The sequence below is a fragment of the Cupriavidus sp. 01T418 genome (assembly GCF_056398885.1).
On record NZ_JBFTQG010000047.1, the window covers coordinates 1 to 24,316 of the forward strand.

A 24,316-nucleotide genomic window follows, 5' to 3' on the forward strand; every position below is an offset into this window, starting at 1 on the left:
CATCGGCTCGCAAGCGACAGAAGTAGCGATCCGCGTAGGCGTGCTTAACCGCATGGCGGTTCTCGCACGCCCGAATTCCGTCCGCATCGCCTGATTTTTGGATCACGGGAGCCACTTTGCCTTCAGATTCGATTAATGCAACAACGCCGGCAAGAAAACCCCAGTAGCAGCTTCGGCTGCGGCGGACTATTACCTGGATTTTTTCCAGCTGATTTGGGCCCAAAGATCGCGGATCCAGGCACTAAAAGGTGAAAGCGGCGATGATTGGCTGAGTTGGGAAAATACGATTGGAAATAGCTTCAAGGATAGTGTCTTTCTATGTGATCGGCTTGCAGAGTCACGGGATATGTACTCACGGAATTTCGTCGAATATGTCTTCCATCAGAAGGACTGGTGTAAGACCCAGGGAGCCGGTCGAGCAAACTGAACAGGTAATATTCACCGGGTTCATTTGGTTATATCGAGGCCTCTACCGCTATAACCGCCCGATCACTTTCCGTGGCGCGTAGCGCGCCTCTCCGGCGCACGCGCATGCGTGGCGCCCGAAGCCCGCCAGGTTCATGCCTCGCGGGCTTTTTGAATATGTCGTCCAGGCGTACCTGCTACGCGAAGTCGCCAAAGCGATCCGGGTCGTCTGGCATCGTCCACTTGGTGGCTTCTTCTTTGGCTTCTACCACCTGTTTTGGTGGTGGGGATGTCGTATGTGGTGCGAACGTTGAGATTAGCTGAAACCGCGGCACGTCGATGACTTCCTCGCCGTCTTCGGACCAGCACCTGAGCCTGACTGCCATGAATGCCTCCGGTAAGTGACCCAAGAAATCCCTGCCGCATTGGGAATGCGAAGGGGACGAACACTAACCATAGGTCTGTTTTATGACAGTCTGCTGACGAGGCTACAGAGTTCGGGAGTGGTCCCAGGCGCCCGCGGCGCCTGGAACGAACGACGACAGTGAACCGGCGGGTCGCTTTTGAGGCACCCACCTCCGACAGGATTGCGCAGCGCGGTTCGATTTATTTCCCCTCCCGCTCCACCAACACATCCAGTGGCACATGCAGCGCCTCCGCCAAGCTTTGAAACACCTCCACGCTGCCATCGCGCTTGCGGTTCTCAATCTGGCTGAGATAGGGTTTGCTCAGGCCTGCCGCCGTGGCCAGCGCATCCTGGGTCATCCGGCGGTACTCCCGCCAGGCCTTGACCGGGTTGTCGCCGGCGAGTTCGGCATCCAATATGGCGGCGGGAATCCGAAAGCCGTCATTGCGCGCCTCGGCATGGCCGAGCAGGGCGGAATCGTCGCACTCTTCGGCCCTGTGCTTGATGCGCTCCCATACCTCGATGGGTACCACCGCGAACTCGGGGTGGCCGTCGCGTTCGATGAATTGCGTCTTGATCATGGTTGGCACCTCCGGAGGAGCACGAGGCACGACGATCAGGATCCGCCGTGCTGGATCCGATACCGCACTCGCCAGTCGCGGGCAGGATCCCGGCGCGGTTGCCGATCGCAGCGTTCCTGACCAGGGCCTCGGAGCCTTCGCTGCATATTGCTGAACGCGATGGCGTGCATTTCCATGTTAGCCATGCGCTAACCGAATTGCGAAATATGTTTGCCGGGTACGTAGATATGGCAAGGACGCAAGACAGGCTCGCGTACTGTCTGGTCAACTTATGCCATTGCTTATGGCCGCGCTCATGCCATCGTGGACATCACACTCGATACGATTGCGTCCGCCCGCTTTGGCACGGTAGAGCGCCTTGTCGCTGCGGAAGAGCGACAAATCCGCGCAGGCATCGGTCGCATGCATGAGGGCAATGCCAACGCTGACCGTCAGGGCAATACGTTGCTCGCCCGCCAGCAGCGCCGTCTCCATAATGTCCTGCTGGATTCTCTGGGCAAAGCGGATTGCCGCGGCAAGGTCCGCATCAGGCAGCACGACTGCGAATTCCTCGCCGCCAATGCGGCCCGCCAGATCGTTTTCCTGCAGTGCTTTGCGCAGCAGGGCTGCGAAGTGCCTGAGCGCGTGGTCGCCCATCGCGTGGCCCCAGGTGTCGTTGATGGCTTTGAAGTGATCGAGGTCGAATGTCAGGACGGCAGCGGGGCGTCCGCCGGTGCGCCGGATCTGCGCCAGCGCCTCCTCGATCCGCACGACGAAATACCGGCGATTGGGTAGCTGCGTCAGGAAATCAATGGTCGCGAATTCCTGCAGCTCCCCCTCTATGCGCTTGCGCTCGGTCACGTCGGTGATAAATCCGTGCCACAGCGTGCCGCCGTCCGCCAGGCGCCGGGGCCGGGCGTCCCCTTGCCGCCAGCGCAATCCCTGCCGGGGCAATATGACGCGGTATTCGAGATGCCACGGGGTCAGGCTGGCCGCCGATGCATTGAGCGAAGCGCGGTAGGCTCCGAGATCATCGGGATGAATGACGGCGTCGATGGGGGATGTGCTGACTGCTACCTGTGCGGGAGCGAGTTCGTAGATATCCGCGATCCCCGCGCTGGCGTAGGAGAGGTACGATGCTCCGCCTGGCTGCAATCGATGCTGGTACACCAGGCCGGGGACTTCGTCGGTCAGGCTGGTGATCAGGTCGACCGTTTGCTGGAGCTTTTCCGACAGGGCGCGCATGGCCGTGATATCGGCCGTGGTACCGATCATGCGCAGCGGCTTGCCATCGGCGTCGCGGCTGACGACTTTGCCGCGGCTCGATATCCACTTGTAGCTGCCGTCCTTGCAGCGGATCCTGTGCTCCACCGCATAGCTTGGCGTTTCTTGATTGAAGTGGGCTTCCATCGTTGCCTTGACGTAGGCCAGGTCGTCGGGATGGACGCGCGTATAGCTCTCTTCGATCCGGTTGGTGATTTCGGACTCCGCGTAGCCGATGATCGCTTTCCAGCCGGGCGAGTAGTGAATCTCACCCGTCTGGATATCCCGGTCCCAGATCCCGGTGCCGCTGCCCGCGATGGCCAGCGCCAGTCTTCTTTCGTTATCGAGCCGCGCCTTCGCGTCATCCGCCAGTTTGTATGCGGCGCTATCGCGTTCGATGATGGCCATCGCCATAGACGCAAGATCGCGCAAGAGCGCGCGTTCGGCATCGTCGAGGTCGCGCGGGCTGACATCGAACAGGCAGAGCAGGCCAATCTGGCGTTTGTGCGAATTCGTCAACGGACACGCCGCGCAGAAGGCCATCCGCAAGCCGTCGATGACGATCGGCTCGTTGCGGAAACGCGGGTCGGTGGCGGCGTCGGGCACGATCAGCAGTTCGTCTCCCAGCATGACATGCTCGCCTGACAGAGCGTCCAGATACGCGCCCTGGCTCGGGTTCCGTTCGGCCTCAGCCACGCTGACGAGCGCGATGGGAACGCCGAACATTCGTCGCGCCAGGCGCGCCAGTCCGTCAAAGCGGTCTTGCTGTACCGCCTGCGGACGGTGAAGCGGCCTTGCGGCGTCGATCCGATCGATTGCGGTTTCAGCGTAGGTAGGAGCCAGCATATCCAGGTCAGATGACATTAGCCGGAAGGTGTTGATTGAACGCCAGCACTGCTGTTCGCGGGTACCTGGACCACGAGACCCGTGCCCATACTATCAGACGGCCTGATTGCAGGCCGGGACCTTTTATTCGCCGTCGGCGAAAGGCAACTCTCCCTGGACCGGCAGCGAGGCATGCTCCACGTCGCCCGCCAGTGTCAGCGCACTCACTCGTACACCCAGCAGCCGTATTTTCCGATTCAGCGGAACACGCTTGACGCATTCCGTCGCGGCGCGCCGCAACAAGGTGGCGTCCGCGGTTGGGACGGGCATGCTGAGGTCGCGCGTGACGGTATGGAAGTCGTCATAGCGCAGCTTGACGCCGATGGTGCGGCCAACGTAGCCCTTGCGGCGCAAGTCTTCGGCCAGGCGTTGGCACAGGCCGGTAAAGACTTCGCCGAGGGCCTGGCGATCATGCCGGGGGTGCAGGTCGCGCTCGAACGTGGTTTCGCGGCTCATCGACTTTGGCTCGGAGCTGATGACGACGGGGCGTTCATCGTGGCCTTGCGCGATCTCGGCGAGCCATGCGGAATAGCTGCGGCCAAAATGGGCCTGCAGCAGGCCGAGGTCCGCGCTGGCCAGGTTTCCAACCGTGGCGATGCCAAGCGCGGCGAGTTTTTCCGTAGCCTTCGGGCCGATCCCGTTGACCTTGCGCACCGGCAGCGGCCAGATGCGCAGGGGCACGTCCTCGGGCGTCAGCAGGGTGAGCCCGTCGGGCTTGTCGAGCTCGGAGCCAATCTTGGCGAGGAGCTTGTTGGGCGCAATGCAGATGGAGCAGCTGAGTCCCGTGGCTTCGCGGACCGCTTGCTTGATGCGGGCGCCAATCTCGGCGGGCTCGCCCGGCACATCGCTCAGGTCGATATAGATTTCGTCGATGCCGCGGTCTTCGACCTGGGTCGTGAACGTGCCGACGGCTGCCTTGAAGAGCCGGGAGTAGTGCCGGTAGGAATCGAAATCGGTCGGCAGCAGGATGGCGTCGGGGGCGAGTTGCGCTGCCTTCATCATGCCCATGGCGGAAAACACGCCAAGCGCGCGCGCTTCGTATGTGGAGGTGGTGACGACACCGCGCCCCGCATAGTCGCGCAGGCGCGCGAAACGCCGGCTTCCGTCTGCCAGCGTCTCGGGCCCCGCATTCCGCCCGCCGCCGATCACGACGGGCTTGCCGCGCAGTTCCGGATACCGCAACAGCTCGACGGACGCGTAGAACGCGTCCATATCCAGATGGGCAATGCGGCGGGGTGCAGATGACATGGTGCCAGCGAAACGGGGGGTGACGACGTGCACCGGCCGCGAGAATGCACTCGGTGGCGGGTCGCCTCGGTTACTGTATGCATGTACAGTCTACCGAATTCTACAAGAAGAATCCCCGCGGCGGCCGCGCGCGCCTGCCGGCGATGCACGTGATGGCCGTCATCGCGCTATCCGCCCCGATATCCGCCCCGCTATCCGCCGCTCGACGTCGCCCGTCGTTCAGGGCAGCAGGAACGCAATGTCGTCGACGCGGATCTTCGCCACGGCCACCCCCCGGCCATGCTGGAACAGGAGGTGCTGGAGGACCCGGCGGCGCTGCCTGGCAAACACAGCACGGTCGATGGGGATGCCGGCGCGCGCATAGTGCTCGACCAGCAGCTTATAGGCACGATGCCGCATCTGCAGGGCTTCGCTGTCCGCCCGTAGCCGCCCCGTGTCCTCGGGCCCGGCGACTTCGGTCTGGCGCAACGCCGCCATGGCGTGGGCGTGCAGGTCACGGTAGCGGTCGAGTTCGGCTTGCGTCGTGCGCAACCGCTCGCGCAGCGTGCGTATCTTGCGCTGCAGCTTCAGTGTCATGCCTACGCCATGCTCGATCAGTGTGACGGTTTCGAGCGCATGGCTGGCGGCGGCAATCGTGTTTTTCCAGATTCCCTTGTCCGTCGCCTCGGTTTCTGCCGCCCAAGCGTTGCTGGCCCCGCTAAAACTCTTCATATGACCCTTTGACCCTTGCCTAGTATTGATTTCCGGCGGCCGACCTTGTGGCAGACGGTCCTGTCCGGGGCCACGGCGGCCGCGCCGCGTTGGCGGGCCTGCTGTGTCGATGCGGCCTCGTTGCGCATGCGTTGGCTGGCATGCCTCGTGCCGATGTGTTGGGAATCCTACGGTGTCGCCGTTCGCGGGCCAAGTAGAAGTTGCTTAGATCTGGTGTTCCCGATGCATATGTCGCTGAATGTCTGGGTAGGCAAATGTGCTGTCATTGGCGGCTGACCCGCAGCCGGCGCCATGCCAGGCCGGGATAAAGCGCTCTTTTCCAGACTTTCAGAGGGGCCAACGCTTGAATCCGGTCTAAATAGGACAGCCGGACCCTCCATACCGTACGGAGGCTCCCGAATCGGATTAGGATGCAGGGATGGCACTCAACTTTCCCAATCCCAGCCGGAGTTACGACCCAGCCAGGCATTGCGTATGTTTCTGGGGCTACGACAACTCGCGTGAAATCGCCTTCGAGGTAGACCGCGCGGTGCTCTCCACCCTCAGTCCTGAGCTGCGTCCTGACGAGCCCGCCGTGCTGGACGCATTCGACCGCCACCGCGATCACATCCTGGAACTCGCGCGGGATCTGTATTCCCGCAGCCGGCAGAACCGGTACCAGATTTCCTGAACGCTGTGCGTTCCGGGGCAGCGCAGTGCGCTCAGGCCGCCGCCTGTGACGATCCCGGCGCCGGTCGCGGCGGCAGGGGAGCAGGCTCCGCGGCCATCTTCTCCACGGCATAGGGGCGCAGGAAGCTGCGCGCCAGTGCCGTATTCCTGCAGTTCAGCCAATCGTCCCACTCCGTGGCCGGCACGATCACGATCATCCGTTTCTCCTTGCCGGGCGCATGGAAGCGCTGCATCAAAGCGTGGTGCTCCGAATTGATGGTCAGCATGGTGAAGCTGAAGACGTCCTGGCCGCCTTCGCCCGGCCATGCCCGCCACAGGCAGGCGATGGCCATCGGCTCGTCATCCTTGAGCCAGATCCGCCAGCGTACCGCCTTGCCGGTTGCGTAGTCTGGCTCATAGAAGCACGAGGCCGGTGCAAGGCATAGCTGTCCCTGCTTCCACGCCGCCGAGAACGCCCGTTTCTCGCCGACCGATTCCGAGCGCGCGTTCGTGGTGTCGAACTTCGCCACGCCGGGCGGAATGCGCTTCCTGGGGACCATGCCAAAGGTGCCGACCAGGCATTGCCGCTGCCCCTCGTGGTCCGCTACCAGTAGCGGCGCCGCATAGTCAGGCCACGTCTCGGGCGGCCATTCCTGCGTCGGACAGGTCACGCCGAAGACGTCGCGCAGAACGGCGGCCTGCACGGGTGCGTAGTTGACGCACATGGCTTGCCTCCATGCCGATGCGGCATGTAAAGGGGAATATGGGAATATCCAGTATGGCGGATGGGCGGGCAGGACCAAAGTGATTCTTGTCCTACCGGCGCGGTGCCTGCCGTCATCGATTGCCGTGTCACGGCGCCGCTCCTGCGCGGGAGCGGCACCAGGTTCAGCTTTCGTGCGCTTCCAGCGTGAAGCCAGCGCCGTCATCCTGGCGCAGCATCGTCACCAGGGCGGGCATGGCCGCCTCCAGGGTTTCCTTCAGCCGCCACGGCGGGTTGACGATGAACATGCCGCTGCCGTGCAGGCCCAGTCCGCCCGAGACCGGGTGCTTGACGCGCAGGCTGACGTGCAGCCAGCTCTTGAGCGGCAATTTCTTCAGTTGCACCGGCAACTGCACCGATTCGCGGCGCTGGACCTCCGGATACCAGATGGCGTACATACCGGTGGCAAAACGCTGCAGGCCATCCTGCAGGGTGCGCACCACACGGCCGTAGTCCTGCTTATCTTCGTAGGAGGGATCGATCAGCACCAGCGCGCGGCGCGGCGGCGGCGGCAGGATGGCGTTGATCCCGGTGAAGCCATCGCCGTCGTACAGCATGACGCGGCGGCCGGCGCCGCGGAAATTTTCCCGCAGCACCTGGATTTCCGTGCTGTGCAGCTCGAACAGGCGCAGGCGGTCGGCATCACGCAGCATTTGCCAGGCGAGCCAGGGCGAACCTGGGTAGTGCTTCAGGTTGCCGTCCGGGTTGAGGGTGCGCACCTGTTCCAGGTAGTCTTCGACCAGGGTCGGCATGGGACGCTTGGCGGCGGCGGCCTGCCACAGCCGGGCGATGCCGGTTTCGTACTCGCCTTTCTTTTGCGCGTAGGCATGGTCGAGCGCATAAAGGCCGGCGCCGGCATGCGTGTCGATATACCAGAATGGCTTGTCTTTCTGGCTCAACTGCTCCAGCAACTGGACCACGATGGCGTGTTTGAGAACATCGGCGTGGTTGCCGGCGTGGAAGGCGTGACGGTAGCTGAGCATGGCGAGGCGGGCAGAGGGCGTGGCGGTGCCGGCCTGGACGGGCCGGCGGCACAGGGCGCTATGCTACCATCGACGGGCTTTGGCGCACCCTGGGGCGCCTGCCATATTCCTGCCCCGACGCCTTTCCTGCCCGAAGTTCTCCCGTCCCCCTCGCCCTTTGTCCAGCCCTTCGTCCATGCCCCACGCCTTGGAACTCGCCGAGCCCGCCTTCGCCGCCTCGGGCCCGCCGTATTCGTCGCGCTACCAGGATGTCTACCACAGTGACGAGAGCGCGCTGGAGCAGGCCCGGCACGTCTTCCTGGCGGGCAACGGGCTGCCGCAGGCTTGGGACGGGCGCGACCAGTTCGTGATCCTGGAGGCCGGGTTTGGCCTCGGGCTGAATTTCATGGCGACCTGGCAGGCATGGCGGGCCGATCCCGCGCGTTGCCGGCGGCTGCACTTTGTGTCGGTGGAGAAGCATCCGTTTACGAGCGAGGGCCTCGCCGCCGTCCACGCCAATCTGCCCGGCCTGGCCGAACTGGCGCCGCTGGCCGAGCAATTGCGCCAGGCATGGCCGCCTGTCGTGCCCGGACTGCACCGGCTGGAGTTCGAGAATGGGGCGGTCGTGCTGACGCTTGCGTTCGGCGATATCGATACCATGCTGCCGAGGCTGGTGCTGGGTGTCGACGCGTTCTACCTGGACGGCTTTGCGCCCGACCGCAATCCCGATATGTGGCAGCCGCCGCTGATGAAGCGGCTGGCCCGGCTGGCGCGTCCGGAGGCCACGCTGGCGACGCATGCGGCGGCCGGATTCTTCCTGCGCGGCTTGCAGGCGGCCGGTTTCGAAGTGAAGCGGGCGACCGGCTACTGCAGCACGTGGCACATGACGGTGGCGCGCTTTCCCGCGGCGCGCGGCGAGCGCCGGCATCCCCCGCCAGCCGCCGCCGGCTGGCCCGAGCGCCACGCCATCGTGATCGGTGCCGGGCTGGCCGGCTGCGCGGTCACGGAGCGCCTGGCCGCGCGCGGCTGGCGCGTGACGCTGTTCGATGCGCACGAGGGGCCTGCGCGGCTGACATCGGCGCACCGCGCCGCCGCCATGCATCCGCATCTGTCGTCGGACGACAGCCTCCTGTCGCGCCTGTCGCGCGCCGGGAATCTGTTCTCGCTGCGGACCTGGGCGGCATTGGCCGCGGCGGGGCATGCGCCGGGCTGGAAGGGTTGCGGCGTTTTGCAGATCGGCGCGGACATGGAGGACGCGCGCATCCAGCAGGCGGCACTGGCCGCGCTGGGCTTTCCCGAGACGTTCGCGCGCTGGATGCCGCCTGAGGAGGCGGCGAGCCTGCATGGCGCCGCCGTTTCCCATGGCGGGCTCTGGTTCGGGCAGGGCGGCTGGGCACCGCCGCCGGACATCTGCCGCGCGCAACTGGCGCAGGCCGGGACGGCAGTGACGGCACGCTTTGGCAGCCGGGTGGCGCGACTGGCACGTACCGCCGACGGCTGGCAGGCCCTGGACGAGGACGGCGGCGTGATGGCTCAGGCACCGGTCATGGTCCTCGCCAACGCCCACGAAGCGCTGCGCCTGCTGCCGCTGCACCATATGACGATCGACCGCGTGCGCGGCCAGCTGACCACGCTCGAGGCCGCGCAAGTGGCGCAGCTGGGCGCCTGGCCGGACTGCGTGGTGACCGGCTCCGGCTACCTGTTGCCGCGGGCCGACGACGGTAGCGCCCGGGTCGGCTCCAGCTATGAGCCAGCCGCCGGCGGGCAGGGCGAACTGGCCGAACTGGCCGAGCGCACCGAAGTGCACGCGGAGAATCTTGCCAGGCTGGGCCAGCTGCTGCCGGACCTGGCCGCCAAGGCTGCCGGGCTGGACCCGGCGGTGTTGAGCGGCTACGTTGGTGTGCGCAGCGTGTCGCACAATCGCCTGCCGCTGATCGGCCGCATTGCCGACGAGGCCCAGGCCGCGCACGGCGCCGCCGCGCTGCGTGGCGCGCGCCTTAGGGATATCCCTCGTCTTCCCGGGCTCTACGCGGCACTTGCATATGGCTCGCGCGGCCTCACATGGGCCGCATTGGGGGCGGAATTGCTGGCCAGCCAGATCGAAGGGGAGCCGTTGCCGCTCGAACTCGAACTGGCCGAGGCCATCGATCCCGCGCGACTGCTGGTGCGTGCCTTGCGGCAAGGGCAGGTAGCAAGCGAGTCTGAAGGCGCAAGTGCGCCTTCGGAGCCAGTTACCGGCTAAAAACTGCCGGAACCTAATTAAAACCGTGCGATAATCCCCGTTTTCCGTTTGCGTGGGCCTTCGCCCGGATGCTCCGGGTTCGTCGGTTTTCCGCGCGTACCTGCGGTTTTCGAGAGAGCCCGCGTACCGGGCATCGGCATTTGCCGTCGCTTTGCCTGTGTCTTGTCGGGCACGCGAGCGGGGTGCGCTTACGAACACAACAACATTTCTGGATTGGATCAACGACCATGTCGAATGTCATTGAAAACCTTGGCAAACTGGACCGCAAGGTGACCCTGGCCATTCCCAAGGCCGAAGTCGAAAAGGAAAAGCTGGAACGTCTGGTTCGCCTGTCGAAGACGGTGAAGATGTCCGGTTTCCGTCCCGGCAAGGTACCGATGAAGATGGTCGAGAAGCAGTACGGCCAGCAAGTCGAGTTCGAAGTCCGCTTCGACAAGGCTGCACGCAAGTTCTTCGACATCACCAAGGAACAGGACGTCAAGGTTGCCGGCCAGCCCAAGTTCGAGGTCAAGACCGACGGCGTGAGCGAAGACGAAGTGGCCATCGACGCGACTTTCGAAGTCTATCCGGAAGTCAAGCTGGGCGACCTGGCTGGCGCCGAAGTGACCCGCACCAAGACCGAAATCACCGATGCCGAGGTCGACAAGACCATCGACATCCTGCGCAAGCAGCGCGTGCACTACCACACCCGCGGCGAAGCCGGCGAACACGGCGACGGCGGCGGTGAAGTGGCTGCCCAGAACGGCGACCGCGTGACCCTGGACTTTATCGGCAAGATCGACGGCGTGGAATTCCCGGGCGGCAAGGCCGACGATTTCGCCTTCGTGCTGGGCGAAGGCCGCATGCTGCCCGAGTTCGAGCAAGCTGCCATGGGCCTGAAGGTTGGCGAAAACAAGACCTTCCCGCTGGCATTCCCCGAGGACTACCACGGCAAGGAAGTGGCCGGCAAGACCGCCGAGTTCACCGTCACGCTGAAGAAGATCGAGTGGGCGCACCTGCCGGAAGTGAATGACGAGTTCGCCAAGTCGCTGGGTATCCCCGACGGCAGCGTCGAGAAGATGCGCGCCGACATCCGCGAGAACCTGGAGCGCGAAGTCAAGCGCCGCACGCACGCCATGCTGAAGGACCAGGTCATGGACGCGCTGCTCAAGGCCAGCGAGCTGGAAGTGCCGAAGACCCTGATCGAGCAAGACCAGGAGCGCCTGGTGGAAATGGCTCGCCGCGACCTGGAACAACGCGGCATGCCGAACGCGAAGGACATGCCCATCCCGGCCGAAATGTTCACCCAGCAGGCCGAGCGCCGCGTCAAGCTGGGCCTGATCCTGGCCGAGGTCGTCAAGGCCCACGGCCTGGACGCCAAGGCGGACCAGGTCAAGGCCGAGATCGAGGACTTCGCCAAGAGCTACGAAGACCCGAAGGAAGTCATGCGCTGGTACTACGGCGACCAACAGCGCCTGGCCGAGATGGAAGCCTACGTACTGGAAAACAACGTGGTAAATTTCGTGTGCGACAAGGCCAAGGTCACCGACAAGACGGTGTCCTTCGAGGAACTGACTGCCGAAGGCAACAACCAGCCTCAGCTGGGCTGAGCCTGGCCCGTGGCCGGGGCGCGTGGCGCGCCGGCCGCAGCCTTGTCTCTTACCGAACTCCAGGAGAACTTGCATGACCCGCAATGATTTGCTTGACCGTCTGGCCACCACGCAGGCCTCCGCCCTGGAAACGCAGGGATTGGGGCTGGTGCCGATGGTGGTTGAGCAGTCCGGTCGGGGCGAGCGCGCCTATGACATCTATTCGCGCCTGTTGAAGGAGCGTTTGATTTTCATGGTCGGCGAAGTCAACGACCAGACCGCCAACCTGGTGGTTGCCCAGTTGCTGTTCCTGGAAAGCGAAAATCCCGACAAGGATATTTCGCTGTACATCAACTCGCCGGGTGGCTCGGTTTCGGCTGGCCTCGCCATCTACGACACCATGCAATTCGTCAAGCCGGACGTGGCCACGCTTTGCATGGGCATGGCAGCCAGCATGGGTGCATTCCTGCTGGCAGCTGGCGCCAAGGGCAAGCGTTCGGCGCTGCCGAACTCGCGCATCATGATCCACCAGCCGCTGGGCGGCGCGCGCGGCCAGGCCTCGGACATCGAGATCCAGGCCCGCGAGATCCTGTACCTGCGCGAGCGGCTCAACGCCATCCTGTCCGAAGTGACTGGCCAGCCGGTCGAGAAGATTGCCCGCGATACCGATCGCGACAACTTCATGAGCGGCGACCAGGCGATGGACTACGGCCTGATCGACAAGGTCCTCGCCCGCCGCAGCTGATATGCCGGCCCGGCTGCCAGCATGGCTGGCTGGCCGGGCGGGTGCCGGTCGATGGCCCTTCGGGTGCCGTGGGCTGGCCGGAATGAAGAAGGCTATACAGAAACGAGGCCTTGCGCCTCGTTTTTGCTTTTGCCCCACAGCGTGGGGGTCCCACCCGCCGCGCCAAATTTTTTTTGGCGTATGATGCGTTTGAAGCGTATCCCCGCAGCGCTCCGGCACTGCGGCACGCACACTGCTAATGTGACTGATTCCTATGGCGGATAAAAAAGGTTCATCCAGCGAAAAGCTCCTTTACTGCTCGTTCTGCGGCAAGAGCCAGCACGAGGTAAAGAAGCTGATCGCCGGCCCGTCGGTGTTCATTTGCGACGAATGCATCGACCTGTGCAACGAGATCATCCGCGACGAGGCAGCCGCATCCGACAAGGATGCGGGCGCCACGGCCAAGTCCGATCTCCCCACCCCCCACGAGATCCGCGAAAGCCTGGATCAGTACGTGATCGGGCAGGAGCAGGCCAAGAAGATCCTGGCCGTAGCGGTGTACAACCACTACAAGCGCCTGAAGCACCTCGGCAAGAAGGACGACGTCGAGTTGTCCAAGAGCAACATCCTGCTGATCGGGCCCACCGGCTCGGGCAAGACGCTGCTGGCGCAAACGCTGGCGCGCCTGCTGAACGTGCCGTTCGTGATCGCCGATGCCACCACGCTGACCGAAGCCGGCTATGTCGGCGAGGACGTGGAAAACATCATCCAGAAGTTGCTGCAGAACTGCAACTACGAGGTGGAAAAGGCACAGCGCGGCATCGTCTACATCGATGAGATCGACAAGATCTCGCGCAAGTCGGACAACCCGTCCATCACCCGCGACGTCTCGGGCGAGGGCGTGCAGCAGGCCCTGCTCAAGCTGGTCGAAGGCACGATGGCTTCGGTGCCTCCGCAAGGCGGCCGCAAGCACCCGAACCAGGACTTCCTGCAGGTGGATACCACCAACATCCTGTTTATCTGCGGTGGCGCGTTTGATGGCCTGGAGAAGGTCATCATGCAGCGTTCGGACAAGACCGGTATCGGTTTCGCCGCGCAGGTGCAGAGCAAGGAAGAGCGCGAGGCCAGCGAGGTCCTGCCGCAAGTCGAGCCGGAAGACCTGATCAAGTTCGGCCTGATTCCCGAACTGATCGGCCGCCTGCCGGTGGTGGCGACGCTGGCCAAGCTGGACGAGGCTGCGCTGATGCAGATCCTGGTCGAGCCGAAGAACGCGCTGATCAAGCAATACCAGAAGCTGCTGGCGATGGAAGGCGTGGAGCTGGAAATCCGACCGGCCGCGCTGTCCGCGATTGCGCGCAAGGCCATCCGTCGCAAGACCGGCGCGCGTGGCCTGCGCTCGATACTCGAACAGTCGCTGATGGACGTGATGTATGACTTGCCCAACTACAAGGGCGTGCAAAAGGTGGTGATCGACGAGAACACCATCACTGGGGACGCTCCGCCGTTGCTGATGTATGAGGAACAGCCCAAGGTGGCTGGTTCGAACTGACGCGAGCGCCGGCGCTTGTGACGATCTCGGGCCGGCAGCGAGTCCTAAAAGGCCGTTCGCGATAAGCGAGCGGCTTTTTTTCTTCATTTTCGTAAAACGAAGGGGAGGAAACGGGGGTATGCTGTTTGGACGGGTCTTGCAAGTGCGGGGAGCAGCATTTTGCAACTGGCATTGAATCGCGCGCAAAGCTTGTCTTGTAATCGATTCATGAGACCCAATTTACGCCTAAATGACTGACTGGGGAAAATGATGTCCGGAACACAACTCCTCCCGGCTGAGCCGATTCGCTTGCCACTGTTGCCGCTGCGCGACGTGGTGGTGTTTCCGCACATGGTGATCCCACTATTCGTGGGACGTCCGAAGTCCATCAAGGCGCTGGAAACTGCGATGGAGTCGGGCAAAAGCATCATGCTTGTAGCCCAGAAGACGGCGGCCAAGGATGAACCGACCGCCGACGACCTCTACGAGGTAGGCTGCATCGCCAACATCCTGCAGATGCTCAAGCTGCCCGACGGCACCGTCAAGGTGCTGGTGGAAGGCACGCAGCGCGCGAATATCCGCGAAGTGAGCGAAGATGAATCGCACTTCATGTGCGAAGCCGTTCCCGTGCCGCCAGGCCCGGTCGAGACCGCCGAGACGGAGGCGCTGCGCCGCGCCATCGTGTCGCAGTTCGACCAGTACGTGAAGCTGAACAAGAAGATCCCGCCCGAGATCCTGACTTCGCTGTCGGGCATCGACGAGCCGGGTCGCCTGGCCGACACCATCGCCGCGCATTTGCCGATCAAGCTCGAGCAGAAGCAGAAGATCCTGGAGATGGTGAACGTCACCGAACGCCTGGAAAGCCTGCTGTCGCAGCTCGAAGGCGAGATCGACATCCTGCAGGTGGAAAAGCGCATCCGTGGCCGCGTCAAGCGCCAGATGGAGAAGAGCCAGCGCGAGTACTACCTGAACGAGCAGGTCAAGGCCATCCAGAAGGAACTGGGCGAGGGCGAAGAGGGCGCCGACCTGGAAGAACTCGACAAGCGCATCAAGGCTGCGCGCATGCCGAAGGAAGCCAAGAAGAAGGCCGACGCCGAATTCAAGAAGCTCAAGCTGATGTCGCCGATGTCGGCCGAAGCCACCGTCGTGCGCAACTACATCGACACGCTGGTCAACCTGCCGTGGCGCAAGAAGAGCAAGGTCAACAATGACCTTACCAATGCCGAGCGCGTGCTGGATGAAGACCACTATGGCCTGGAGAAGGTCAAGGAACGCATTCTCGAGTACCTCGCAGTGCAACAGCGCGTGGACAAGGTGAAGGCGCCGATCCTGTGCCTGGTCGGTCCTCCCGGCGTGGGCAAGACCTCGCTGGGCCAGTCGGTAGCGCGTGCCACGAACCGCAAGTTCGTGCGCATGGCACTGGGTGGCGTGCGCGACGAGGCCGAGATTCGCGGCCACCGCCGTACGTACATCGGCTCGATGCCCGGCAAGATCCTGCAAAGCCTGGCCAAGGTCGGCGTGCGCAATCCGCTCTTCCTGCTCGACGAGATCGACAAGATGGGCATGGATTTCCGCGGCGATCCTTCGTCGGCATTGCTCGAAGTGCTGGACCCGGAGCAGAACCACACGTTCCAGGACCATTACATCGAGGTCGATTTCGACCTGTCCGATGTGATGTTCGTGGCGACCTCCAACTCGCTCAACATTCCGCCTCCGCTGCTGGACCGGATGGAAGTGATCCGCCTGTCGGGCTACACCGAGGAAGAGAAGGTCAACATCGCCCAGCGCTACCTGCTGCCCAAGCAGATCAAGAACAATGGTCTGAAGGCAGGCGAGATGGAAGTGAGCGAAGATGCCCTGCGTGACATCATTCGCTACTACACGCGTGAAGCGGGCGTCCGCTCGCTCGAGCGTGAAGTGTCGAAGATCGCCCGCAAGGTGGTGAAGCTGCTGCTGCTCAAGAAGGAAACGGGCACGGTCAAGGTATCCTCGGACAACCTGGACAAGTTCCTTGGCGTGCGCAAGTACGACTTCGGCCTGGCCGGCAAGGAAAACCAGGTAGGCCAGGTGACCGGGCTGGCGTGGACGGAGGTGGGTGGCGATCTGCTGACCATCGAAGCCGCGATCATGCCGGGCAAGGGCAACATCACCCGTACCGGTTCGCTGGGCGACGTGATGAAGGAATCGGTCGAGGCAGCGCGTTCGGTGGTGCGCTCGCGGGCACGTCGCCTGGGTATTGCGGACGAGATGTTCGAGAAGCGCGACATCCACATCCACGTGCCTGAAGGCGCCACCCCCAAGGATGGTCCTTCGGCCGGCGGGGCGATGACCACGGCGCTGGTGTCGGTGCTCACGGGCATCCCGGTGCGCGCTGACGTGGCCATGACCGGTGAGATCACGCTGCGCGGCGAAGTCCTGCCGATCGGCGGCCTCAAGGAGAAACTGCTCGCGGCGCATCGCGGCGGTATCAAGCTGGTGCTGATCCCCGAGGAAAACGTGAAGGATCTCGCGGAGATCCCGGACAACGTCAAGAACGCCATCGAGATCGTCCCGGTGCGCTGGATCGACAAGGTCCTGGAACTCGCACTCGAACGCAAGCCAGAGGCGCTGCCGGAAGAAGTGGCCAAGCCTGCCGATGTGGCAGACAAGGGAGCTGCTCCGGTCGAGATGATTCATCACTGACGTTGCCGATGCTGCCGCCTTTGGCAGCCCTTTGGCAGCATGTGAAAAACGCCGCGGATGTCCCCCGCGGCGTTTTTCCATTGCGCGTCACTTCGGGCAGTACATGCTGCGCGCGCTGGTGCCGCACGGGTGCTTTTTCCGGCCGTTGGGAATGGCTGCGAAGAAAACTTGGCAAAACGCCAAAGGCTGTATTACACTTGCGCCCTCGCAACGCAAACAGCAGTAATTACTCTGATATGTGCGCGGCGATGCTTGCAGCATGCAGTGCGGCTGCGGTACGAGCGGGTGCTTAGCTCAGTTGGTAGAGCGGCGCCCTTACAAGGCGTAGGTCGGGGGTTCGAGCCCCTCAGCACCCACCATCGCTCCTGCCGCAAGACAAGCCAGACACACAAGGTGCATCCTGTAGCACCCAATCAGGAGTGGTAGTTCAGTTGGTTAGAATACCGGCCTGTCACGCCGGGGGTCGCGGGTTCGAGTCCCGTCCACTCCGCCAGACATGCAGTCAGCAAAACGGGCCCTTAGCGGCCCGTTTTGCTTTTTGCGTCTCCTGTATCCCCTTATCCCTTCCCCCCGCTTCCTGCACTCATGGTCCGCTGTGCGGGATCCCGGGCTACTTGCGCGGCAGGGGCATATCCGGTTCGCCAGTAGCGCCGCGGGCGCGGCAAATCGCGTGAAGCCTGCCGCTCCTGATAGAATCCCGGGGTTTGCCGTTACCAACCCTTTTCCTGAGTCAGCATGCTTGATTTCGTACGCAACAACCGGCGCTTGATGCTTTTGCTGCTGCTGGTGCTTGTCTTCCCGTCGTTCGTATTCTTCGGCGTGGAGAGCTACTCGCGTTTCATGGACAGCTCGCACGATCTAGCCAAGGTCGATGGCCGCGCTATCACGGCCCAGGAAGTGGATAACGTGGTGCGTGACCAGAGCGAGCGCATGCGCCAGATGCTCGGCACCAGCTACGACCCGCGCCAGTTCGAAGGCGCGCAGGCGCGCCAGCAGGTGCTCGACCAGTTGATCCTGCAGCGCGTGGTGGCCAATGAGGTAGCCAACAAGCATCTCACGGTCTCCAACGAACGCCTGTTGGAAACCATCAGCACCATTCCCGCCATCGCCCAGTTGCCGAAGAAGAAGGACGGCACCATCGACGACAAGGCCTACGTCGATCTGCTCGCCCAGCAAGGCATGACGCCGGAGCAGTTCGATGCGCGCATGCGTTTCGATCTCGCCACCCAGCAGCTCGGCAACGCCATCGCGACGACCGCCTTTGTGCCGAAGTCGCTGCTCGACCGCCTGATCGCCATTCGCGACCAGCAACGTGACGTGCAGGCGCTGCAGCTCAAGCCGGCCGAATTCGCCGCCAAGGTGAACCCGGACGAAGCCGCGCTGAAGGCCTATTACGACAGCCACAAGGCCGAGTTCGCGGTGCCCGAGCAGGCCAAGGTCGAATACCTGGTGCTGTCGGCCGACGCGCTGGCGGCTTCGACGCCGGTCACACCCGAAGAACTCAAGTCTTACTACGACAGCAATATCGCGCGCTTCCGGACCGACGAGCAACGCCGCGCCAGCCATATCCTGATCGGCTCGCCCAAGGATGCCCCGGCGGCGGATCGCCAGGCCGCCAAGGAAAAGGCCACCAAGCTGCTCGAGGAACTGCGCAAGCATCCCGAAACGTTTGCCGACGTGGCCCGCAAGCAATCGCAGGATCCGGGCTCGGCGGAGAAGGGCGGCGACCTCGGCTTCATGGGCCGCGGCGCACTGGTCAAACCGTTCGAAGATGCGATGTACGCGCTCAAGGACGGCCAGATCAGCGATGTGGTCGAAACCGACTACGGCTACCACATCATCAAGCTCACCGGCATCAAGCCGGCCGAGACCAAGCCGCTCGACCAGGTCCGTACCGAGCTGGAAGCCGAACTGCGCAAGCAGCTTGCCGCCAAGAAGTACACGGAACTGGCCGACGCGTTCGGTAACACGGTCTACGAGCAGTCCGACAGCCTCAAGCCGGCTGCGGACAAGTTCAAGCTGACGATCCAGAGCGCCGACAACGTGACCCGCCAGCCGAACCCGGCGCTGGGCGCGCAAAACCCGCTCAACAACGAGAAGCTGCTCAAGGCCCTGTTCAGCGACGACTCCGTCAAGAACAAGCGCAATACCGAAGCGGTGCAGGTTGGCCCGACCACGCTGGTGGCGGCACGTATCGTCGACTACCGCCCGGCCGCCTTGCGCAAGTTTGAAGACGTGCAGGCCAAGGTGCGCGAAGGCTATATCGCCCGGCGGGCCGCCGAGCTCACCGCCAAGGCGGGTACGGAACGTCTCGAGGCACTGAAGAAGAGCGGCGGCGCCGACGGCTTTGGCGCGCCGGTGACGGTCTCGCGCGCCAAGGCCGATGGCCTGCCGCCGAAGGCAGCCGAAGCCGTGATGCGGGCCGACACCACCAAGCTGCCCGCCTTCGTGGGCGTGGACCTTGGCGCCGACGGCTATGCCATCTATCGCATCGGCAAGGTCAGCCAGCCTCCTGCGCAGGCCGATACCGCGCGACGCCAGGGCGAGGCCCAGCAATTGGCGCAGATGGTTGGCCAGAGCCAGCTGGAGGCCTTCTACGAGAGTCTGAAGGACCATGCCAAGGTGAAACTGCTCAAGCCTGCTGCCACGACGGAAGCAGGCGCTGCCAGCAGCGCTGGCGCGCAGTAACGCCGGCCATAGCCAGAAAGAGAAAGGCCCCCTCAGGGGGCCCAGGGGGAGAGGGGAGCAACCCGGTGGTGCGCCGGCCCCCGGCAACCAGCGTGCCGCGAGCAGCTAGCGGGCAGCCGTCTTGTTCCCCGGCGCCTTGAGCAAGGGCTTGAGCTGCGGCCACACGGTTTCCAGCAACGTCCCCTGCGCCTGCGCCGTGGGATGCATGCGATCCGCCTGGAACCACTGCGGCTTGGTGACGACGTGCTCCAGCAGGAAGGGCACCAGCCGGACCTTGTACTCGCCGGCCAGCTTGGGATACAGCGAGAAAAATCGCTCGGTGTAGTCCTGCCCGTAATTGGGCGGGATGCGCATCCCCACCAGCAGCACGCCTGCCTTGGCCTGCTGCGCGCTGGCGACGATGTTGCGCAGGTTGGCCTCGGTGGTCTGCAGCGGCAGGCCGCGCAAGGCATCGTTGGCGCCAAGCTCGACGATCACCACCGCGGGGTGATGCCGTACCATCAGGTCCGGCAGGCGCGTCTTGCCGCCCACCGTGGTCTCGCCGCTGATGCTGGCGTTCACGACGTTATAATCGAAACGCTCCTCGCGCAGCCGCGTCTCCAGCAGCTTGACCCAGCCCGCATCGCGCGCGATGCCATACTCCGCGGACAGGCTGTCGCCCAGCACCAGGATGGTGGGCGTTGCCGCACGCGCCATTGACGCCGTCGCGGGCAGCAGCGTGGTCATGCATACCGCCAGCGCCAGCTTTCGCCAACCGCACCAGAACTTCTTGCTCATGTCTTCATCCATTCTTGCAGTCGAGTCATTAGGAAAGACCGTGGCCGACACGACGGGTTCGCTGACGATTTTGCATGACGTCACGTTTTCCGTCATGCGCGGCGAAACGCTGGCCATTGTCGGCGCATCCGGCTCGGGCAAGTCGACCCTGCTTGGCTTGCTGGCGGGGCTGGACCTGCCCACCACGGGCACCGTCAGGCTCAACGGGCAGGACCTGTTCCAGCTCGACGAAGACCAGCGCGCGGCGCAGCGCGGGCGCCACGTGGGCTTTGTGTTCCAGTCCTTCCAGCTGGTCGGGCACCTGAGCGCCCTGGAGAACGTGATGCTGCCGCTGGAGCTGCGCGGAGAGACCGCGGGCGTACGTGCGCGCGCGGCCGATATGCTCGCGCGGGTAGGTCTGGGCGGGCGTCTCTCCCACTATCCGCGCACCCTCTCCGGCGGCGAGCAGCAGCGCGTGGCGCTGGCGCGCGCCTTTGTGGCGCGTCCCGATATCCTCTTTGCCGACGAGCCGACCGGCAGCCTCGACACGGCCACCGGCGAGGCCGTGATTGCGTTGATGTTCGAGCTCAATCGCGATGCCGGATCTACCTTGGTGCTGGTCACGCACGACCGCTCGGTGGCGGCCCGCTGCGGGCGCATCCTGACCATCGAGGCCGGCCGCGTCGCCAGCGACGAATGGATGACGGCCCCGGTGTAAGAACCGGCCCGTCAGGCGCTGCCGAGTGCCGCGCGCGCCCGCGCAATCAGGGCGCTGGTGGAGGCATCGTGCGCAGCTGTGTTCGTCTCGCCAGTGAGTTCGCATTCGATCGGCTTGGCCAGGATCTTGCCAAGCTCCACGCCCCACTGGTCGAATGAATTGATGTTCCACACCACGCCCTGCACGAAGGTGCGGTGCTCGTAGAGCGCGATCAGCGCGCCGAGCGCATGCGGCGTGACGTCCTCCATCAGCAGCATATTGCTTGGCCGGTTGCCCTCGAACACCATATGGGCGATGCGGATCTCGTCGCTCAGGCCGCCGGCGCGCAGTTCCTCGGCGGTGCGCCCGCGCATGAGCGCTTCGGCCTGGGCAAAGCAATTGGCAAGCAGCTTTGCATGATGGCCGGGCAATACGCGCGGGGGGCGCAGCGGCGCCACGAAATCCACGGGCACGATCTGCGAGCCCTGGTGGATCAGCTGGAAATAGGCGTGCTGGCCATTGGTGCCGGCGGAACCCCAGACCACCGGCGCGGTATGGGCGCGCACGTGGCGGCCGTCGAGCTGGATCGATTTGCCGTTGCTCTCCATTTCCAGTTGCTGCAGGAACGCGGGAAACAATTCGAGCGAGGTCGAATAGGGCGCCATGCAACTGGTCGGCATGCCGAAGAAGTTGCGGTACCAGATGCCGAGCATGCCCAGCACCACCGGCATATTCCGCCCCAGCGGCGCACTGCTGAAATGCTCGTCCATGGCGCGGCCGCCGGCCAGCAGGCCGGCGAAGGCGTCGAAGCCCACCGCCAGCGCAATCGACAGCCCGACCGAGGACCACAGCGAGAAGCGTCCGCCGATCCAGTCCCAGAATTCGAACATATGCGCCGGGTCGATGCCGAAGGTGCGCACCGCCTCCACGTTGGTCGACACGGCGGCAAAATGGCTGGCCAGCTGGCCCTGGGCCACGCCCCGGTCCAGGAACCACTGGCGCGCGCTACAGGCGTTGGCCATGGTCTCCAGCGTGGTGAAGGTCTTGGAGCAGACGATCACCAGGGTCTGCTCCGGGTCGAGCCGGTCCAGGGTTTCGGCCAGTTCGGTGCCGTCCACATTCGAGACGAAATGCAGGCGCGGCCCATTGCCGGCCAGATGGGATAGCGCGCGGCAAACCATGCGCGGGCCGAGGTCCGAGCCGCCGATACCGATATTGATGACATCGGTGATGCGCTTGCCGGTGGCCCCGGTCCAGTCGCCGCTGCGCACGCGCTCCGAGAACACCCGCATGCGGTCCAGCACGGCGTGGATGGCCGGCATCACCGGCTTGCCGTCGACCTTGAATGTGGCGTCGGGGCCGGCGCGCAGGGCAATGTGCAGGACCGCGCGGTCCTCGGTCGCATTGATATGGTCGCCTGCGAACATGGCATCCCGGTGCTTTGGTACGCCGGCTTCGTCCGCCAGTTGCATCAGCAGCGCCATGGTCTGCGGCGTGATGCGGTTTTTCGAGTAGTCGAGATACAGGCCTGCCGCTTCCAGCGAGAACTGCTCGACGCGCTGGTGCGCGGCGCCGTCGGCGAACCACTCGCGCATTGGCGTGTCGCGAATGGCGTCGTGTTGTTGCAGGAGAGAGTGCCAGGCGTGGAGATCTGTGGGCATGCGTGCGGAATTCCTTGAAGGACAGTGCGGACGTACCGTTCTGATCCAGGGGTTCAGCCAATTCTTGTTAGTCCCGGGGCAGGCCGCTTGGCCGGCCTGGCCCAGTCGTCGGGGCGCGTCTCCAGTATAACGCGCACTTTTTGCGATGAATCCAGGTTATGGCTGTAAAACAAGGCATTAGTGTCACAAACTGAAACAATGGCAGGGCGCATCCCCGCCGGCTAACGGCGGTGATCCGACATTAACCCCCTTGGCCGGCGGGCAATCGCTATCGGTAGCCTTGGTCATGCGTTGCGCGGATCCCGCAGCAATGCATTGAACAGGCGGCGCATCGGTGCGTAGAGCTCGCTGGCGGTGAGGCCGGCGGGGCCCGCGCCGTGCGCCACCAGGTGGTCGGCGGCGCGCCCGTGCAGCCAGACCGCGGCCTGTGCCGCCTGCAACGCCGGCATGCCCTGGGCGAGCAGGGCGCCGATCATGCCGGCCAGCACATCGCCGGTGCCGGCGGTCGCCAGCCCGGCGTTGCCGGTGGGGTTGACTGACAGCGCTACGTTGCCGCCGGCGTCCGGTGGCGCCGCGATCACCGTGCCGGAGCCTTTGAGCACGATCACAGCCTGCCATTGCGTGGCCAGCAAGCGCGCCGCCGCCAGGCGGTCGCGCTGGATTTCCGCCACGCCGGTGCCGGCCAGGCGCGCGGCTTCGAGCGGGTGGGGCGTCATCACGCGCACCTGCGGGCTGCGCGCCAGCATGGCGGCGAGCGCGGGGTCCGAGGCGAGCAGGTTCAGCGCGTCGGCGTCCAGTACGAGGGCCGGCGGCTCGGTGGTGGTGGCGCCGCCTTGCAGCAGTCGCTCGAGTTGCTGGCGTGCAGCCGTACCGGTGCCCATGCCCGGGCCGATCACCAGCGCGGACATGGTGGACAGCTGGATCTCCGCGATCGGATGCAGCATCAGTTCCGGATGCACAGGGTCGAGCAGCGGCGCGGGCTGCGCCAGGAAGGCGATGTGCACGCGTCCGGCGCCCAGGTGCTGCGCGGCGCGCGCGCCGAGCAGCGGTGCGCCGGTCATGCCGATACCGCCACCGATCACCGCGAGCGAGCCGAACGTGCCTTTGTTGGCGGCATGGCGGCGCGCGGGCAGTGCCGCAGCGAACGAGGCCGGGACGTTGACCGTGGCGCAGGCCGGCACGGCTGGCGGGTAAAGCAGGCCCAGCGGGGCGATATCGACTTGGCCTGCGCAATCGCGGCCGTCGAGCGTCAGCAGGCCGGGCTTGGCGGCAATGAAGGTCAGCGTGCGGCAGGCGCGCACGGCCGGGGCGCCGGCGCCGGTGTCTGCGAACAGCCCGCTCGGGATATCGAGCGCGAACACAGGCAGGCCAGAGTCCGCAAGATGCGCGATCCACTGCGCCATGAAGCCGTCCGCGGCGCGGTTCAAGCCAATGCCCAGCAGTCCGTCGACCAGTGCGCAGGTTTCCCCGGGGATGGCAGGCAGGGTGCCATGGCATGCGGATTCAGGAACGGCGCGCAGCGTCACGCCCGCCGAGCGCGCTTCGAGCCAGGCTCGGCCTGCGTCGGCGGGCAGGCGATCGGGCTCGGCGGTCAGCCATACCTGGACCTGGCGCCCAGCCTGGTGCAGCCGGGTGGCGGCCACCAGCGCATCGCCGCCGTTATTGCCTGGCCCGGCCAGCAGCAGCAACGGGCCAGTTGGCGCGTGGCGCGCCAGCCAGGCGGCCGCGGCGTTGCCCGCCCGCGTCATCAGCTCGAAAGCGGGCAGGCTGGCCATGGCGCTGGCCTCGATATGGCGGATTGCCGCCACGTCGTGGAGCGGGATCTCGCTGGCGCTGGCCGCGTCCAGGGGCAGCCACGCGTCGGTGGGCAGCGCAGCGGCTGCAGCGTGGGTGGGAGAGATCGGGGCAGGGGCTTGCAT

Annotated in this window: 18 protein-coding genes and 2 tRNA genes; 10 read left to right on the plus strand and 10 right to left on the minus strand. The window is 64.6% G+C overall.

Features of this window, described 5'->3' with window-relative positions:
• Positions 1-602: 602 nt before the first annotated feature.
• The 5 genes from AC1DQ3_RS29955 to AC1DQ3_RS29975 form a co-directional block, all read right to left on the minus strand.
• Positions 603-791, minus strand: coding sequence for a hypothetical protein (locus tag AC1DQ3_RS29955; protein ID WP_477123750.1), 189 nt, complete (start codon positions 789-791; stop codon positions 603-605).
• A gap of 220 nt (positions 792-1,011) precedes the next feature.
• Positions 1,012-1,392 (minus strand): helix-turn-helix domain-containing protein, encoded by a 381-nt coding sequence (locus AC1DQ3_RS29960; protein ID WP_477123751.1) that lies wholly within the window; start codon positions 1,390-1,392, stop codon positions 1,012-1,014.
• Between the two features lie 264 nt (positions 1,393-1,656).
• On the minus strand, positions 1,657-3,360 hold the full coding sequence (locus AC1DQ3_RS29965; RefSeq protein ID WP_477123752.1) for a sensor domain-containing diguanylate cyclase: 1,704 nt from the start codon (positions 3,358-3,360) through the stop codon (positions 1,657-1,659).
• Positions 3,361-3,603: 243 nt separating this feature from the next.
• A complete protein-coding gene (gene dinB / locus AC1DQ3_RS29970) occupies positions 3,604-4,767 on the minus strand; it encodes a DNA polymerase IV (RefSeq protein ID WP_477123753.1) in 1,164 nt (387 codons plus the stop codon).
• A gap of 219 nt (positions 4,768-4,986) precedes the next feature.
• Complete coding sequence (locus AC1DQ3_RS29975) at positions 4,987-5,478, minus strand: hypothetical protein (RefSeq protein ID WP_477123754.1); 492 nt, start codon at positions 5,476-5,478, stop codon at positions 4,987-4,989.
• A gap of 418 nt (positions 5,479-5,896) precedes the next feature.
• On the opposite strand from AC1DQ3_RS29975, the gene AC1DQ3_RS29980 reads away from it, so the two are divergent.
• Entirely contained in the window at positions 5,897-6,148 is a 252-nt protein-coding gene (locus tag AC1DQ3_RS29980) for a DUF1488 family protein (protein ID WP_477123755.1), read from the plus strand.
• A 31-nt stretch (positions 6,149-6,179) separates the two neighbouring features.
• On the opposite strand, the gene AC1DQ3_RS29985 is transcribed toward AC1DQ3_RS29980, so the two are convergent.
• Positions 6,180-6,851, minus strand: a complete 672-nt coding sequence (locus tag AC1DQ3_RS29985) for an SOS response-associated peptidase (protein ID WP_477123756.1) — start codon at positions 6,849-6,851, stop codon at positions 6,180-6,182.
• 163 nt (positions 6,852-7,014) lie between these two features.
• The gene (locus AC1DQ3_RS29990) at positions 7,015-7,872 is read right to left on the minus strand and encodes a 23S rRNA (adenine(2030)-N(6))-methyltransferase RlmJ (protein WP_477123757.1); all 858 of its coding nucleotides are present in this window, start codon (positions 7,870-7,872) and stop codon (positions 7,015-7,017) included.
• Between the two features lie 175 nt (positions 7,873-8,047).
• On the opposite strand from AC1DQ3_RS29990, the gene mnmC reads away from it, so the two are divergent.
• From mnmC to AC1DQ3_RS30030, 8 genes are all read left to right on the plus strand, one after another.
• On the plus strand, positions 8,048-10,093 hold the full coding sequence (gene mnmC / locus AC1DQ3_RS29995; RefSeq protein ID WP_477123758.1) for a bifunctional tRNA (5-methylaminomethyl-2-thiouridine)(34)-methyltransferase MnmC2/FAD-dependent 5-carboxymethylaminomethyl-2-thiouridine(34) oxidoreductase MnmC1: 2,046 nt from the start codon (positions 8,048-8,050) through the stop codon (positions 10,091-10,093).
• 227 nt (positions 10,094-10,320) lie between these two features.
• Positions 10,321-11,682 (plus strand): trigger factor, encoded by a 1,362-nt coding sequence (gene tig, locus AC1DQ3_RS30000; RefSeq protein WP_477123759.1) that lies wholly within the window; start codon positions 10,321-10,323, stop codon positions 11,680-11,682.
• 73 nt (positions 11,683-11,755) lie between these two features.
• Positions 11,756-12,406 (plus strand): ATP-dependent Clp endopeptidase proteolytic subunit ClpP, encoded by a 651-nt coding sequence (clpP, locus tag AC1DQ3_RS30005; RefSeq protein ID WP_477123760.1) that lies wholly within the window; start codon positions 11,756-11,758, stop codon positions 12,404-12,406.
• A 253-nt stretch (positions 12,407-12,659) separates the two neighbouring features.
• Positions 12,660-13,934, plus strand: a complete 1,275-nt coding sequence (gene clpX, locus AC1DQ3_RS30010; RefSeq protein ID WP_043345921.1) for an ATP-dependent Clp protease ATP-binding subunit ClpX — start codon at positions 12,660-12,662, stop codon at positions 13,932-13,934.
• Between the two features lie 249 nt (positions 13,935-14,183).
• Complete coding sequence (gene lon / locus AC1DQ3_RS30015; protein WP_477123794.1) at positions 14,184-16,595, plus strand: endopeptidase La; 2,412 nt, start codon at positions 14,184-14,186, stop codon at positions 16,593-16,595.
• 283 nt (positions 16,596-16,878) lie between these two features.
• Positions 16,879-16,954 (plus strand) — tRNA-Val (locus AC1DQ3_RS30020).
• Between the two features lie 57 nt (positions 16,955-17,011).
• A tRNA-Asp gene (locus AC1DQ3_RS30025) sits at positions 17,012-17,088 on the plus strand.
• A 242-nt stretch (positions 17,089-17,330) separates the two neighbouring features.
• Complete coding sequence (locus AC1DQ3_RS30030) at positions 17,331-19,283, plus strand: SurA N-terminal domain-containing protein (protein ID WP_477123761.1); 1,953 nt, start codon at positions 17,331-17,333, stop codon at positions 19,281-19,283.
• Positions 19,284-19,388: 105 nt separating this feature from the next.
• Here AC1DQ3_RS30030 and AC1DQ3_RS30035 read toward each other — a convergent pair whose 3' ends face one another.
• Positions 19,389-20,060, minus strand: a complete 672-nt coding sequence (locus AC1DQ3_RS30035; protein WP_477123762.1) for an arylesterase — start codon at positions 20,058-20,060, stop codon at positions 19,389-19,391.
• Here AC1DQ3_RS30035 and AC1DQ3_RS30040 point away from each other — a divergent pair.
• Positions 20,059-20,757, plus strand: a complete 699-nt coding sequence (locus AC1DQ3_RS30040; RefSeq protein ID WP_477123763.1) for an ABC transporter ATP-binding protein — start codon at positions 20,059-20,061, stop codon at positions 20,755-20,757. The two genes, AC1DQ3_RS30035 and AC1DQ3_RS30040, sit on opposite strands and share 2 nt — an antisense overlap.
• 11 nt (positions 20,758-20,768) lie before the next feature.
• On the opposite strand, the gene pgi is transcribed toward AC1DQ3_RS30040, so the two are convergent.
• Complete coding sequence (gene pgi / locus AC1DQ3_RS30045; RefSeq protein ID WP_477123764.1) at positions 20,769-22,397, minus strand: glucose-6-phosphate isomerase; 1,629 nt, start codon at positions 22,395-22,397, stop codon at positions 20,769-20,771.
• 284 nt (positions 22,398-22,681) lie between these two features.
• Positions 22,682-24,316, minus strand: coding sequence for an NAD(P)H-hydrate dehydratase (locus tag AC1DQ3_RS30050; RefSeq protein ID WP_477123765.1), 1,635 nt, complete (start codon positions 24,314-24,316; stop codon positions 22,682-22,684).

Coding starts and splice junctions, on each gene's coding strand:
- AC1DQ3_RS29955 (WP_477123750.1), bottom strand. CDS start 791: ATGGCAGTCAGGCTCAGGTGCTGGTCCGAAGACGGCGAGGAAGTCATC.
- AC1DQ3_RS29960 (WP_477123751.1), bottom strand. CDS start 1,392: ATGATCAAGACGCAATTCATCGAACGCGACGGCCACCCCGAGTTCGCG.
- AC1DQ3_RS29965 (WP_477123752.1), bottom strand. CDS start 3,360: ATGTTCGGCGTTCCCATCGCGCTCGTCAGCGTGGCTGAGGCCGAACGG.
- dinB (WP_477123753.1), bottom strand. CDS start 4,767: ATGTCATCTGCACCCCGCCGCATTGCCCATCTGGATATGGACGCGTTC.
- AC1DQ3_RS29975 (WP_477123754.1), bottom strand. CDS start 5,478: ATGAAGAGTTTTAGCGGGGCCAGCAACGCTTGGGCGGCAGAAACCGAG.
- AC1DQ3_RS29980 (WP_477123755.1), top strand. CDS start 5,897: ATGGCACTCAACTTTCCCAATCCCAGCCGGAGTTACGACCCAGCCAGG.
- AC1DQ3_RS29985 (WP_477123756.1), bottom strand. CDS start 6,851: ATGTGCGTCAACTACGCACCCGTGCAGGCCGCCGTTCTGCGCGACGTC.
- AC1DQ3_RS29990 (WP_477123757.1), bottom strand. CDS start 7,872: ATGCTCAGCTACCGTCACGCCTTCCACGCCGGCAACCACGCCGATGTT.
- mnmC (WP_477123758.1), top strand. CDS start 8,048: ATGCCCCACGCCTTGGAACTCGCCGAGCCCGCCTTCGCCGCCTCGGGC.
- tig (WP_477123759.1), top strand. CDS start 10,321: ATGTCGAATGTCATTGAAAACCTTGGCAAACTGGACCGCAAGGTGACC.
- clpP (WP_477123760.1), top strand. CDS start 11,756: ATGACCCGCAATGATTTGCTTGACCGTCTGGCCACCACGCAGGCCTCC.
- clpX (WP_043345921.1), top strand. CDS start 12,660: ATGGCGGATAAAAAAGGTTCATCCAGCGAAAAGCTCCTTTACTGCTCG.
- lon (WP_477123794.1), top strand. CDS start 14,184: ATGTCCGGAACACAACTCCTCCCGGCTGAGCCGATTCGCTTGCCACTG.
- AC1DQ3_RS30030 (WP_477123761.1), top strand. CDS start 17,331: ATGCTTGATTTCGTACGCAACAACCGGCGCTTGATGCTTTTGCTGCTG.
- AC1DQ3_RS30040 (WP_477123763.1), top strand. CDS start 20,059: ATGTCTTCATCCATTCTTGCAGTCGAGTCATTAGGAAAGACCGTGGCC.
- AC1DQ3_RS30035 (WP_477123762.1), bottom strand. CDS start 20,060: ATGAGCAAGAAGTTCTGGTGCGGTTGGCGAAAGCTGGCGCTGGCGGTA.
- pgi (WP_477123764.1), bottom strand. CDS start 22,397: ATGCCCACAGATCTCCACGCCTGGCACTCTCTCCTGCAACAACACGAC.
- AC1DQ3_RS30050 (WP_477123765.1), bottom strand. CDS start 24,316: ATGCAAGCCCCTGCCCCGATCTCTCCCACCCACGCTGCAGCCGCTGCG.